This window comes from Flavitalea plasmicola (assembly GCF_030546645.1).
Lineage (GTDB): Bacteria > Bacteroidota > Bacteroidia > Chitinophagales > Chitinophagaceae > Puia.
In genome coordinates this window covers 361416-374080 of the sequence record NZ_JAUOTO010000006.1, presented here as the reverse complement: position 1 = coordinate 374080, position 12665 = coordinate 361416, and the positions used below count along the sequence as shown (strand labels likewise).

The window sequence follows — 12665 nt, the reverse complement described above, 5'->3', positions numbered from 1 at the left end:
AGCAATTAGCCCTTTTCGAATTCTTCCTTCAGCACCTTTCTTACATCATCTATGGTCTGTTTTTCCAGGTCTGTCCTTCTTTCCAGCTCTTCAGCGGTCAGGTCGAGCACACTGCGGGCGGTGTCACAGCCGATGCGTTTCAGCTCATCGATCACCCAGGTCTCGATCTCATCGCTGAATTCTTCCAGGTCGATGTCAAATTCCTCCGGTTCTCCTTCATTATCACGGAATACGTCGATGGTATATCCGGTCAATTCCTGAGCCAGCTTGATATTGACCCCTTTCCGGCCGATGGCCAGGGAAACCTGGTCAGGTTTAAGATAGACATTTGCGTGCGACTTTTCGCTGTCCAGCTCCATATTGGTAATTTTGGACGGCGTCAGTGAACGCTGGATCAGCAGCTGGACGTTTGCAGTCCAGTTGATGACGTCGATATTCTCATTTTTCAGCTCGCGTACGATTCCATGAATACGACTGCCTTTCATACCTACACAGGCGCCTACGGGATCGATACGGTCGTCATAAGACTCCACCGCCACTTTGGCTCTTTCTCCGGGTTCACGGACGATCTTTTTGATGACGATCAGTCCGTCGAAGATCTCAGGAACTTCAATTTCCAATAATTTGGACAGGAACAGGGGACTGGTCCTGGACAGGATGATCACCGGGGAGTTGTTTTTCAGCTCGACCTTTTTCACTACGGCCCGGATGTTCTCTCCTTTTTTGAAGTAATCCTGCGGTATTTGTTCCGACTTGGGGAGGATCAGCTCGCTGCCTTCCTCATCCAGCAGTAATATTTCCTTTTTCCAGACCTGGTAAACTTCTGCACTGACAATCTCTCCCACCCTTTCGTTGTATTTCTTTACCAGCACATTCTTCTTCAGGTCGCCTATGCGGCTGGCCAGGGTTTGCTTGGCGGCCAGGATAGCGCGACGGCCGAAATCCAGGATCTCCACTTCTTCATACAGCTCTTCCCCTACTTCATAGTCGGGTTCGATCTTAGTGGCCTCGGAGTATGCGATCTCTGCCAACGGGTCGTTGACCTCGCCGTCGTCCACGATGGTACGTCGGCGCATGATCTCCAGATCGCCTTTTTCCGCGTTCACGATCACGTCAAAATTTTCGTCGCTGCCGTATTTTTTGCGCAACAAAGTTTTGAACACGTCTTCTACCACCTTCATCATGGTGGGCCTGTCTATGTTTTCGGCTTCTTTGAAGTCCTGGAAGGCTTCGATCAAATTGATGCTGGCCATAACGCTTGATTTTTTTGTATCACGGGTATCCTGTTCTTGCAGATGGGGTCTGCTGGACAGGGCCCGTTAAAAGACTACTTGAATTTTTGTTGTTTTTATGTTATCGAATAAAAAAGTATGGTTGATCACCTCTTTCTTTTTATTTTTTCCCTTTATTTCTTCCACGATGACGCCGTCTTCGCTGACCTCCAGCAGGCGGCCTTCTTTTTTTGATCCGTCCTGGAGCACCAGCTCTACCTGCCGGCCGACATTCTTTTTATACTGGCGGAGGAGCTTCAGCGGTTCGTCCAGTCCCGGGGAGGATACTTCCAGTGAGAAGTCGCCATCGGGAAAGAGACCGGACTCTTCCAGCTTTTTATAAAGGGCACGGTTATAACGAACGCAGGTCTCAATGGAAATCCCTTTGTCTCCGTCAAGGTATACCTTTACGTTATTTGTGGGTTTGATCCTGATATCTACCAGGAAATATTCCGGCTGGTCGGCCAACAGGGCCTGCACCATGCTTTCCACCGCCTTGATCGTTTCGTTCGCCATAATGTCAATCGATCCGCTGTTGTATAAATTGAAGAAGGGAACGCTTCCGTTCCCTTCTGATGCTTCGTTTAACTATGCAAATGTACGATTAAATACAATTCTACCAAAACGTGCAAGGAAAGGTTAAAGAAAAAATTATAAGGCTGGGGCGGAGAATGCGGCGAGAAGTATGGTAGGCAGAGAGCTGTGGATGCAATATGATCAGGGCGTTCGTCTTACAGTCTGTATTTTTATAGTACTTTTAAAAAAAAGAACAAGCATGAGCCAGAACCAGCCGGATAATTTAGGTTCGTTTATTTCAGAGAACAAGGCGGTGCTGAAAGAGTACCTGGAAACGCGGATGGAGATCTACCGGCTCCAGAGCCTTCGGATCTTTTCCAAGTCGGCGGGCTATTTTGCATGGATCATGGTGTCGGCATTACTGGCTTTCCTGATCCTGGTTTTCGGCGGATTGATGCTGGGATACTGGTTTTCCAGCTTACTGGGGAGCTTTGTGAAAGGATTCGGGCTCGTGACGCTGCTGCTGTTGGTGGTGTTCGTCCTGCTGGCGTTGCTGCGGAAATCGTTGTTCGTAGATCCTGTCGTTCAAAGTATTATTCAGCGGTCGAGAGAAGAGGTGGAGGATGAGGAGGAGGGGTGATCATTGGGAGCTGCAAGCTGCGAGCTACGAGCTACGAGCTGCAAGGGGAGTTTGACGAAGCGGGGAAAGGATTAAACATGAATAAAATAGTTAATATGCCATCAAAAACATCCCGCACATTGGACACATTGGAAGCGGACATCCGGAAGCTAAGAAAAAAGGCCCGTCAGCTGGAAGGGAAACTGGACGATAATTTCACATATTTCCAACAACATTCCGGAACATTATTTGTGCGTTCTCTGTTACCAAGAAGAATGGAGGGGGAAAGTGTCACGGGAAATCCGATCATTGATCCTTTCCTTCAGAACGAGCGCCTGCAAAAAGTGCTGGCCAGGTTAGCCGATATGCTGGCTGAAAAGCTGGGAGACGGTCTTAACTGGGTGATTAACAGGGTGTTTAAAAAATAGTTTATGAATTCTTTACCGGAAATATTCTTTTTTGCGATTGTAATCTATATACTGTACCGATTTGTGTTCAATTTCGTCGTGCCCATCGCCCGGACAACGCGGCAGGTGAAGCAGCAATTCAGGAATATGCACGAGATGCATCAGCAGCAACAGGAGCATTTTCAGGATGCTTATGGGCCGTATACCGGGCAAAGCGGATCGTTCAACGGGCAGACAGGCGGGGGACAGGGTCCTGCTTCCACCACGCGGCCCGGGCACACCAGTACCCATAAAGGGGGGGAGTACATTGATTTTGAGGAGATCAAGTAGACGGGTGAAGAGACCGGGGTTTGAAGATTAAATGGTTGAGGAATAGATACAAATAAGCCATGACCAGGAAAACCGGGAAATAATATACTGGCTGCCAACTATATAGATGAGACAAGGTCACGGGCACCGTCAATCAATCGGATGTGGCCAATACTGTGTCTACCATTGGAAGTCCATGATCGATATCCCGGGCCTTAAGAAGAGCCCTTTCAATCCTGCTTTTTCGGCTCCTTCCACATTGATAAGCGCATCATCCACAAAGAGGGTTTCCTCGCCTTTCAGTTCATTTTCCCTGAGTATATATTGAAAAGATTCCACTTCGGGCTTGCGAAGGCGCAATATATGGGAGTAATAGGTCCGCTCGAAATGGTCGTCCAGCTCACCGGCGCCCGGAAACGTATTCCTATAGATCTTTTGCAGGTGGTCCAGATGCATCGCATTCGTATTACTAAAAAGAAAGATGCGATATCTCTTTCGTAATTCTTTCAGGAGCTGGATCCGCTCCGGCGGGAAATCCAGCAGCAGGGCATTCCAGGCCCCGACGATGGCTTCATCGGTTGCCGTTATGCCTGTCTGGCTTCTAATATTGTCGATAAATTGCTGATCGCTGATGGCGCCCACTTCGTAATCCTTAAAAAAGGAGGCGGCATGCCCGTGGCCGAAATATTCTTTGATCGGCCTGGTGCCCAGGGCTATGAAAGCGTCTTCGGTGAGCTGGTTGTCCAGGTTGATGATGACACCACCCAGGTCGAAAATAATGTTCTTTATACCTATCATGAGAAGAAATGGCACGGGGAATGGCCCCGTGCCGGGCTAAGTTACTACTTTGTCCAATTTACGCTTACAGATTTTGTGTCGCGCGAATTTCCGCCCACCATAATGTCGAACTCCCCCGATTCCCAATCATATTTCAAATCGCTGTTATAGAATTTCAGGTCATCCGTGGAGATCGTGAAAGTAACGGTCTTCGTCTCGCCGGCTTTCAGGGAGATCTTTTGAAATCCCTTCAGCTCTTTTACGGGCCGGGTGATGCTGCCTACCAGGTCGTGGATGTAGAGCTGGACCACTTCTTTTCCGTCTACGGAGCCGTCATTGGTCACGTTGACGCTGGCCTTCAACTGCTGGGCTCCTTTTAAATTCTTACTGCTCAGCGTCAGGTCGCCATACGTGAAATGCGTATAGCTGAGGCCATAACCAAAGGGGTATACGGGATCATTGGATACGTCGAGGTAATTGGAACGGAATTTCTGGAACCAGGCGCCCTGTGCCAGGGGGCGGCCTGTGTTCTTATGATTATAATACAGGGGCACCTGTCCGACGGACTGGGGCCAGGTGGTGCTTAGCTTGCCGGAAGGGTTTACGTCACCGAACAGGACGTCGGCGATGGCATGGCCCGCTTCGCTGCCGCCGAACCAGACGTTGAGGATGGCGGGGGTATTGTCATTTTCCCATTTGATCGCCAGAGGGCGACCGGTGAACAGGACCAGCACAACGGGTTTGCCTGTTTTGAGCAAGGCGTCCAGCAGGCGTTTTTGGGCTCCGGGAATCTCTATATTGCTGCGGCTGCTGGATTCGCCGGACATTTCCGCGGATTCGCCCAGCGCGGCTACGATCACATCGGCCTGACCGGCGGCCTGCACAGCTTCCTGTATGCTCTCCGCCGCGGGGCGCGGATCCCGGTGGAGCGCTTTGCCGAACATGCCGGCCCTTACTTCGAATGCGCTGTCCTCATCCAGATTGGACCCCTGGGCATAGATGATCTTTGCCTGGCTGCCGGCGGCTTCCTTCAAACCCTGTAATAAAGAGATGGCCTTGGTAAAGTCTGCCGCCACGCTCCAGGTGCCGGGCATATTCTCTTTATTATCCGCCAGGGGGCCTACCAGCGCGATGGTGCCGCCTTTTTTCAGGGGCAGTATATTCCCCTGGTTCTTCAGCAGCACGAAACAGTCGGCCGCGATCCGGCGGGAGGCCTGCCTGTTGGCATCGGTGAAGATCTCATGCGCGGCCCTTTGCTCATCACAGTACTTGTATGGGTCTTTGAACAGGCCCAGCTTGTATTTTGCCTCCAGGATCCTTCTGCAGGCCGTGTTGATCTGCGCCAGGGTGACCTTTCCTTCGGAGAGGGATTTTTTGAGCGTCGTCAGAAAGCCTTCGCTTACCATGTCCATATCGATGCCGGCCTTGAGCGCCAGGGCGGAGACGGTCTGCAGATCGCCCAGGCCATGCTCGATCATTTCCGGGATGCCCGTGTAGTCTGTTACGTCGAAGCCTCTAAAGCCCCATCGTCCCCGCAGCACATCTGTCTGGAGGAATTTATTGGCCGTGGCGGGGACCCCATCCACTTCATTGAAAGAGGCCATGATACTGCCTACGCCGGCATCCACGGCGGCTTTGTAGGGGGGCAGGTATTCATTGAACATCCGCACGCGGCTCATGTCGGTGGTGTTGTAATCGCGGCCGGCTTCCGCGGCGCCATATAATGCGTAGTGTTTTACACAGGCCATGATGTCCGTCCGGCCGGAGAGATCGCGCTGGTAGCCTTGCACCATTGCTTTTGCGATCATGGAGCCGAGATAGGGGTCTTCTCCATTGCCTTCGGCGATCCGTCCCCAGCGTGGGTCGCGTGCGATGTCCACCATGGGTGAGAAGGTCCAGCAAATGCCATCGGCGCTGGCTTCTGTCGCGGCGATCCTGGCGCTTTTTTCAACGGCATCCATGTCCCAGCTGCAGCTGAGGCCCAGCGGGATGGGAAATACTGTTTCGTAGCCGTGGATAACGTCCATTCCGAAGAGAAGGGGTATTTTCAGGCGGCTTTGCTCTACCGCAATCTTTTGCACGTCTTTGATCTTTGCGACACTCTTGATGTTGAAAAGGCCGCCGACTTTTCCTTCCTTGATCTTGCCGGCGATGTTGGAGTTGCCCGCCTGGCCTGTCGTGATGTCGCCGGCGCCGGGGAGGTTGAGCTGGCCCAGTTTTTCGTCGAGGGTCATTTTAGACATGAGGGTGGTGACGAATGCGTTCATCGCGGGGTCGGTGGGGCGCTGGGTTGGGGGGTGGAGGGTGTCGATGGAGGAAGGTCGGGTGATGTGTGCTGCTGTCGTCGCGGATCGGGCTGGTGCTGGTATCCGGGCAGCGAACAGGAAAAACGAAGGCGTGGCCAAGATCAGGATGATCATTCTTACAGTATGCATATGCGCGGTATTAGATCTGTTAAAAGTATTCATTAATATTTCTTTTAGTCGGCTTTGATCACGTGGGTTCGGGCGGATACGCCATTCTCGTTCACCGCCTCGATGGAAAAATAATACGCCTTATCCTTATCCATCAACTTATCATAGTATTCATTGGCGTCCTGCACCATGATACAATTGTATAGTTTGTCGGGCGCAGTGCCCGTGTAGATATTGTATGCATATGCATTGTCCACGGGCGACCATTTTATCCATGCGCTGCGCTTGTCCTTCTCCGTGCGCAGGACGATGAGCTGTTTCACCGTATCAGGGGGAGCGCCGGCGCCTTTGCCGAAGACGCGAAGGCCGCTGATGGCAAATTTGCCGGTTGGCATATGGATGTTCTCCAGCCGGATGTAGCGGGTGGTCACGGGCGTCTGCAGCGCTACATACTCATGGGGAATATCGCTATGGTTCCCGCCTTTGTCTATGAGCAGGGTCCATTTGTTTCCATCGGCGCTGTGATACAGCCTGTATTGATGATAGATATTCGTTTGTTTGCCCAGGAACTCCGCGTCCTGATCGGCGTAGTTGATCTGTACGGCATGGACAGTAGAGGGACCTCCCAGGTCTGTCTGGATCCACTCTCCCTTATTCCCCGTCGCTGCGCTCCAGTAGGTCTTTATGTCTTCGTCGACGGCATCGTTGGCGGGATGTCCGGCGGCGAGGGTAGAGGATACCAGCACGGGTTTCTTATAATTCAGCAGCATCCAGCCAGTGAACGCGCCGGAGGGGAGATAATGGGGATAGTCGCCGAAAGCGGCATCCATATACATCACGCCGTCCTTATCGAAGCCCGCAGGCCAGAGTCCCAGTCTTCTTTCGAAGCTGTTCTTCACCGCGATGGTGATGGTGGAGATATGCCAGTACCGGTGATCATTATCCATGAAGGTGCTGCCGTGTCCCGCCCCGCGTGCGAAACCGCCGGGATGGAACGAGAAGGGGTCGGACTGGGGCTGATCGAAGGGCCCCAGAGGGCTATCGCCCACCACTACGCCATCCGCATAGCCAGAGAATTCGGTGCCGGGCGCTCCATATTGCAGATAATATTTTCCCCCATGCTTAGTCATCCAGGAGCCTTCGATGAAGGGGTCGAGAAAGGTATTGTCATAATATTCGCCGAAGCGCTGCCATCCGAAGCGGTCGGGATGCAGCAGGGTCGTCTCCTTTCGGGTGCCGATGGGCTGGAAGGTCTTGCGGTCGAGCTCGATGCCATAAAGGGGATACGCATTGCTGCTGCCGTTGTACATGTACAGTTTGCCGTCGTCATCCGTGAAGAAGGCGGGATCCCAGCCGCCGATGTCGAAGGAGTCTACCAATGGCTTCCACTGGTCGGCTTTGGGGTCGGTGGACATCCAGATGGTGAAGTTCCGTGTATAGGTGGATCCGAAAACGATCATGGTATCTCCGATGACGCCTATGGCAGGAGCGCATAATTCGTCGTAGCCTTGATTCCAGGGGCGGAGGAATTTGCGGGGGATGAATTTCCAGTCCGCCAGATCGCTGCTCCACCAGTAGCCCCATTGGTTGGTACTGAAGAGATAGTAGTCGCCTTTATAATTGACGATGACGGGGTCGGCTGTCGCACGATGGCGCCCCCATTCGCTGAAGTTGGGAATGGGCGTAAAGCCGTAGTCGATGTTGATGGGGTTGCAGTAAGTGGACTGCTGGGGCGAGGATGTATATTGGCGGGGTGGAGATATGTATTGGCTGAGTGGAGATGTGTATTGGCGGGGTGAGGATGGGGATTGGCGGGGTGAGGATGGGGATTGGCGGAGTGAGCCGTGGTGTTGTTGGGACCAAGCTTGGGGTCCCTGGAGGAGCCCAATGAATAACCAGGCGAGGATGAGCATGGGCCATTTGAATGTCGACGGTAAGGAGAACTTTTTGCCTCCCCTGTCATATTTTATATCACAGAGACTTACTATCTCCGGGAGCGGAGGGGCCTTCAGGTGCGGTATGTAGCGGTGGCTCACACTATCGCAACCTATGGTCTCAATTTTGAGACGACGGTCCGGCGTCTGCGCAGCCAGGCCTTCCAAAGAGGACAGCATCCATGCGGCGCCGGCCATGGCGGTGGTTTGCAGGAATTGCTGGCGGGAGATGTCTTGCATGGCTATTGTTTTATGTAAGGGCTTTGGAAGCCTAATTTCTTCAACCCGTTCTGTATGTCCGGAATATGCATGAACAGGCGCCAGATCAGGCCGCTGCGATAGTTCTCGATCATCACGACGATGGGTCCCTGGTCTATGGCGAGATGGGTCTTTGCATACCAATCCTTCGACTGGCTGAAACCATCGGCAAAACCATAAGGCCCCCAGATCCTGTCGCCGAGGTCCTCATAAAAATGCTTCAGGGCCTGCATACTGTATTCGGGCGTAAAAGGAAAGGAGGAAAGGGCTGCCGTCGGCTGTATGACTCCCATATCCTCTTGCGGGCAATGGGCAACGTAGCCTTTATAGCTATCGCCTGCAGTCAGTCCCCAGCAATTGGCCCCATAGCCTTTGTATTTTTTCGGATTATCGATGCAATAGGCGCGATTGATCAGGGTGTGATTCCTGGTCTGTTCCGCATAGTCGATGCCTTTATCGTCCCGCAGGCCATTGGGATCGATGCCCATGAAAGTATACTGTTCGAAGAACAGGGGGCCGCCGCCTTCGAAATTACCCAGGGGGAGCTTGATACCGTAATAAGATTTCCCATTGGCCCAGGACTGACTCTCTACCCAGCAATGCTCATATAGCTCTTTGGAAATGGGATGTGTTGGCGAGGAAGCCGAAACGATGTAAGTGATCAGGGCTTCGTCCCATCCATATACGGGGAAATTCATGTCGAAGCCGTTAGCGGGGCTCCAGTGCCAGTAGAGTAATTTATCCTCGCCCTTGCTATGCCAGTTCCAGTTGGCGGCGGTCCACATCTGTGTCACCCTGTTGCGGAAATATTTTTCCAGGGGCGTATTGCCGTTGAAATATTCTTTTGCGCAGAGGAAGCCCATGAGGAGGTAGGAGGTCTCTACGATGTCTGCGCCGTCATCCAGCCGTCCAAAGGGAATGGTCCTGCCGGTGGCGCCATTCATGAAATGGGGATAGATGCCGTGGTAGCAGTCGGCTTTGATGAGAAAGTCGGCGATCTTTACCAGGCGGCGGAGAGCCGTGTCCCGTCCTATCCATTTTCTTTGTACGGCTACGATAGTGGAAAGAATGCCGAAGCCGGTGCCACCGATGGCGCAGGCTTCCTCTCCGAAAGTATGTCGGCTGAAGTTCGGCTCGTCATAGGCTTCGTTGATATAGTCCCAGTAGTATTCTGCTTTTACGGTGTTGTCTCTTTCTCTTGCCAGGCCGCTGACAGGATGGGCGTAGTGCCAGAAATAGCGGAAGGTCTGGCGTTGGATCACGTCCAGCAGGGCGGAGTCGGAGAGCCCTTTTATAACGCCGACGGGGGGGATGCCGTTGGGGCCGCGGCGAGTCGTGGGCTGCGAGCGGTGAGCTGCTAGCGACGAGCTGTGAGATACCAGCTGCGAGCTGTGAGCTGCGAGCTGCGAGCTTTGAGCCGTGAGCGGGAAGCTTTGAGCGGTGAGCGGGAAGCTTGCTGATAGCAGGAGAATGAAAGATATTGAGTGACGCATGGTATAATTATTTTAACCAGGGGCTTTGAAATCCCAATCTGCGAAGGCCTGTCTGGATCTCGGGGCAGCTCATAAAGAGGCGCCACAGGAGACCGGAACGGTAGTTCTCGATCATGACGATCTCCGGGCCCTGGTCGATGGCGAGGTATTCTGTGGCATACCAGTTTTTTTCTTCGCTGAAGGCGTCGGTGAACCCGTACTGGCCCCAGACTTTGTCCCCTACCTTGTTGTAGAAATATTTTAGTGCCTGCATGGAATATTCCGGTGTATAGGGGAAGGAGGACAGCGCTGCGGAAGGGGTGATCACGGCCAGGTCGTTATCGGGTGAATGGGCATCATACCCCTCGTAGTTGTCACTGGCCGTCAGTCCCCAGCAGTCGGGGCCATAGCCTTTAAAATGATTGGGATTACGAACACAGTGTTCCCGGTTGATCAACGTGTGATTCTTATTTTGCTCCCAGTAGTCGGCATATTGATCTTTCAGTCCCCTTGGATCGAGGCCCAGGAAAGAATAGTGCGCGAAGAATAAGGGGCCGCCATAAGGGAAGCCTAAGGGAAGGGTGATGCCGTAATACGAGCGTCCATTATAGAAGTGGTTGCTTTCCGCCCAGCAGTGATGGTATACTTTCGGGTCGATGGCGTACCGGGGGGAAGATGCTGCCAGGATGTAGGTGATGAGGGTCTCGTTCCAGCCGCGCAGCTCGAAGTTCATGCTCCATCCGTTGTTGGGACTCCAGTGCCAGTAGAGCAAATCCATACCGCCGCGCGTATGCCAGCTGAATTCGGCTTCGTTCCAGAGCCAGTTGATCTTGTTGCGCAGTTCGGTCTCTTTGCTGTTGGAACCATTGAAATATTGTCTTGCGCAAAGCAGGCCTTCCAGCAGATAGGAGGTCTCCACCAGATCTGCGCCATCGTCCTTGCGACTGAAGGGGATGGTCTTACCGGTTTCGCCGTTGAGCCAATGAGGGAAGATGCCATGGTAGCTGTCCGCTTTCACGAGAAAGCGCAGGATCTTCGACAGGCGATCGACGGCCTGGTCGCGGGTGATGAACTTCCGCTCTGCCCCTACGATGATGGCCATGATGCCGAAGCCGGAGCCCCCTGTGGTGACCACTTCGGGGCCATAGTCGAAAGTAGAATTGCTCCGCTCACGGGCCAGGCCGCTGATGGGATGGGCAAAATCCCAGAAGTATTTGAAGGTTTGTTTCTCTGTCAGCTCCAGCAAGGCGGAGTCGGAGAGGACGGGCAAAGAGCTGTGAGCCGTGAGCTGTGAGCTGTGAGCCTGGGACCGGGGCGCGGCGGACTGCTGGGCGCGTGAAGGCGAGCAGGGCATCGCCATTAAACCAAGGGTCAGCGTCAGGAGGAGCAGCGGATGTTTTTTTTTCATGCCTGGTATCATATAGCGTCGGTGCGTTATTGGTGTTTGTGTTGTGCCAGATATTTTTTTGTTTCTTCAGGATAGACGGTGATATAATGCGTGCGCATGGAGGCCGGCGCCGGCATACTCGCGCCCTGCAGCAGGACTGTAATTGCCTTTGAATTCAATTCGGGCATATGGCAGTCGATACAGTCGGCCGTGATATTATATTTTTCCTGGTGTTTTAGTTTGCAGAAGCTTTGATGTTCGGTGTTGTGACAATTCATGCATTTTGCGGAAAATTCTGCCAGCATCCCTTCTTCGTTCCTGTGGGGGTTATGGCAGGTGACACAGGTCATTTGGCTGCCCCGAAAACATTTGCTGGAAGCGAGCAATCCGTATTGGTTACCATGTACGTCTATGCCATTCGGGTCCGGGTAGTCGGGGGGAATGACGAAGAACCCGGATAAGGAGTCCCCTGCCCTGAAGGTGAAGGAGGGCCGGATCTTTACCAGCTTTCCCCCGTGGCATAGTCTGCACAGGTCCAGGTTTTGCTGTCTCGTCAATTTATTGGTGTTGATGATAAAGCGGGCCTGTTTTTCGGCGGGGTTATCCTTATGGAACGCTATGTGGCGGACACCGGGCCCGTGGCATTTCTCACAATCCACTCCATAGATGATGTTGGTCTTGGAGAATTCGTCGTTCCCGGCCTGATCATCCGGGGCCTTCTGAAACCAGGTGCTATGGCATTCCAGGCAACGGGTGGTGATGGGCCGGTTGAACACGACCTTGTTGGCGTAGCCAGGGCTATTCGTCCATTGATCCAATGACGTGAAATAAGAGATGGGCAGCTGAAACAGTTTGTTCTCTTCCCAGTACAGATAGGTCTGTCCTCTCTTGCCCGAGCCGGTGGTAATATCCATGGGCTGCGCCCCATCTTCTTTTCCATTGACATAGTCCACCTGGTAAAGGCGTCCATTACGCCGTTCCATGGCTACATATTCATGGTCGCTGAATTGAAAAGTATTTTTCCCTTTTTCGAAGCTGCCTTTCACGTTGCGCTCATTGGCCTGTTCGGAAGTATGAAAATGGGCGGTGCGGATATGCGTGTCATAGATGTTTTTGTGACAGGCGGCACAGGCCTGCGACCCGGCATATTCGCTGTATTGTGCCTGGGAACGGGGCATGGCAGCGCGGCCTGTCTGCAAGTTGGTGCATTCAATGCATACGAGCGCCCCTATGATGATGGCTGAGATAACCCATAAAGATCTATGACGGCATACTCTTTTCAACATAATGACGATTCAAAG

11 protein-coding genes are annotated in these 12665 nt (G+C 52.8%); 3 read left to right on the top strand and 8 right to left on the bottom strand.

The window, feature by feature from the left end; genetic code table 11:
- Positions 1-5: 5 nt before the first annotated feature.
- On the bottom strand, positions 6-1253 hold the full coding sequence (nusA, locus tag Q4E93_RS23230) for a transcription termination factor NusA (RefSeq protein WP_303589391.1): 1248 nt from the start codon (positions 1251-1253) through the stop codon (positions 6-8).
- A gap of 66 nt (positions 1254-1319) precedes the next feature.
- Positions 1320-1787 carry a ribosome maturation factor RimP gene (gene rimP, locus Q4E93_RS23225; RefSeq protein WP_303589389.1) on the bottom strand — a complete coding sequence of 156 codons (468 nt, stop codon included), beginning with the start codon at positions 1785-1787 and terminating at the stop codon, positions 1320-1322.
- A gap of 259 nt (positions 1788-2046) precedes the next feature.
- On the opposite strand from rimP, the gene Q4E93_RS23220 reads away from it, so the two are divergent.
- The 3 genes from Q4E93_RS23220 to Q4E93_RS23210 all read left to right on the top strand — a co-directional run bounded on the left by Q4E93_RS23220 (position 2047) and on the right by Q4E93_RS23210 (position 3143).
- Positions 2047-2427, top strand: coding sequence for a hypothetical protein (locus tag Q4E93_RS23220; RefSeq protein ID WP_303589387.1), 381 nt, complete (start codon positions 2047-2049; stop codon positions 2425-2427).
- Positions 2428-2522: 95 nt separating this feature from the next.
- Positions 2523-2834, top strand: a complete 312-nt coding sequence (locus Q4E93_RS23215; protein WP_303589385.1) for a hypothetical protein — start codon at positions 2523-2525, stop codon at positions 2832-2834.
- A 3-nt stretch (positions 2835-2837) separates the two neighbouring features.
- The gene (locus tag Q4E93_RS23210) at positions 2838-3143 is read left to right on the top strand and encodes a DUF4834 family protein (RefSeq protein ID WP_303589384.1); all 306 of its coding nucleotides are present in this window, start codon (positions 2838-2840) and stop codon (positions 3141-3143) included.
- 159 nt (positions 3144-3302) lie between these two features.
- On the opposite strand, the gene Q4E93_RS23205 is transcribed toward Q4E93_RS23210, so the two are convergent.
- The 6 genes from Q4E93_RS23205 to Q4E93_RS23180 are packed head-to-tail and all read right to left on the bottom strand — an operon-like array spanning position 3303 to position 12650.
- The gene (locus Q4E93_RS23205) at positions 3303-3920 is read right to left on the bottom strand and encodes an HAD family hydrolase (protein WP_303589383.1); all 618 of its coding nucleotides are present in this window, start codon (positions 3918-3920) and stop codon (positions 3303-3305) included.
- A 44-nt stretch (positions 3921-3964) separates the two neighbouring features.
- Positions 3965-6334, bottom strand: a complete 2370-nt coding sequence (gene bglX, locus Q4E93_RS23200) for a beta-glucosidase BglX (RefSeq protein WP_303589382.1) — start codon at positions 6332-6334, stop codon at positions 3965-3967.
- Positions 6335-6378: 44 nt separating this feature from the next.
- Positions 6379-8487, bottom strand: a complete 2109-nt coding sequence (locus Q4E93_RS23195) for a family 43 glycosylhydrolase (RefSeq protein ID WP_303589380.1) — start codon at positions 8485-8487, stop codon at positions 6379-6381.
- 2 nt (positions 8488-8489) lie between these two features.
- Positions 8490-9998 (bottom strand): glucoamylase family protein, encoded by a 1509-nt coding sequence (locus Q4E93_RS23190; protein ID WP_303589378.1) that lies wholly within the window; start codon positions 9996-9998, stop codon positions 8490-8492.
- 7 nt (positions 9999-10005) lie between these two features.
- Positions 10006-11385 carry a glucoamylase family protein gene (locus tag Q4E93_RS23185; RefSeq protein WP_303589376.1) on the bottom strand — a complete coding sequence of 460 codons (1380 nt, stop codon included), beginning with the start codon at positions 11383-11385 and terminating at the stop codon, positions 10006-10008.
- 26 nt (positions 11386-11411) lie between these two features.
- Positions 11412-12650, bottom strand: coding sequence for a multiheme c-type cytochrome (locus Q4E93_RS23180; RefSeq protein WP_303589374.1), 1239 nt, complete (start codon positions 12648-12650; stop codon positions 11412-11414).
- Positions 12651-12665: the final 15 nt, after the last annotated feature.

Excerpts from the sequence above, each read along its gene's own strand:
- nusA (WP_303589391.1), bottom strand. The coding sequence starts at position 1,253 with ATGGCCAGCATCAATTTGATCGAAGCCTTCCAGGACTTCAAAGAAGCC.
- rimP (WP_303589389.1), bottom strand. The coding sequence starts at position 1,787 with ATGGCGAACGAAACGATCAAGGCGGTGGAAAGCATGGTGCAGGCCCTG.
- Q4E93_RS23220 (WP_303589387.1), top strand. The coding sequence starts at position 2,047 with ATGAGCCAGAACCAGCCGGATAATTTAGGTTCGTTTATTTCAGAGAAC.
- Q4E93_RS23215 (WP_303589385.1), top strand. The coding sequence starts at position 2,523 with ATGCCATCAAAAACATCCCGCACATTGGACACATTGGAAGCGGACATC.
- Q4E93_RS23210 (WP_303589384.1), top strand. The coding sequence starts at position 2,838 with ATGAATTCTTTACCGGAAATATTCTTTTTTGCGATTGTAATCTATATA.
- Q4E93_RS23205 (WP_303589383.1), bottom strand. The coding sequence starts at position 3,920 with ATGATAGGTATAAAGAACATTATTTTCGACCTGGGTGGTGTCATCATC.
- bglX (WP_303589382.1), bottom strand. The coding sequence starts at position 6,334 with ATGCATACTGTAAGAATGATCATCCTGATCTTGGCCACGCCTTCGTTT.
- Q4E93_RS23195 (WP_303589380.1), bottom strand. The coding sequence starts at position 8,487 with ATGCAAGACATCTCCCGCCAGCAATTCCTGCAAACCACCGCCATGGCC.
- Q4E93_RS23190 (WP_303589378.1), bottom strand. The coding sequence starts at position 9,998 with ATGCGTCACTCAATATCTTTCATTCTCCTGCTATCAGCAAGCTTCCCG.
- Q4E93_RS23185 (WP_303589376.1), bottom strand. The coding sequence starts at position 11,385 with ATGAAAAAAAAACATCCGCTGCTCCTCCTGACGCTGACCCTTGGTTTA.
- Q4E93_RS23180 (WP_303589374.1), bottom strand. The coding sequence starts at position 12,650 with ATGTTGAAAAGAGTATGCCGTCATAGATCTTTATGGGTTATCTCAGCC.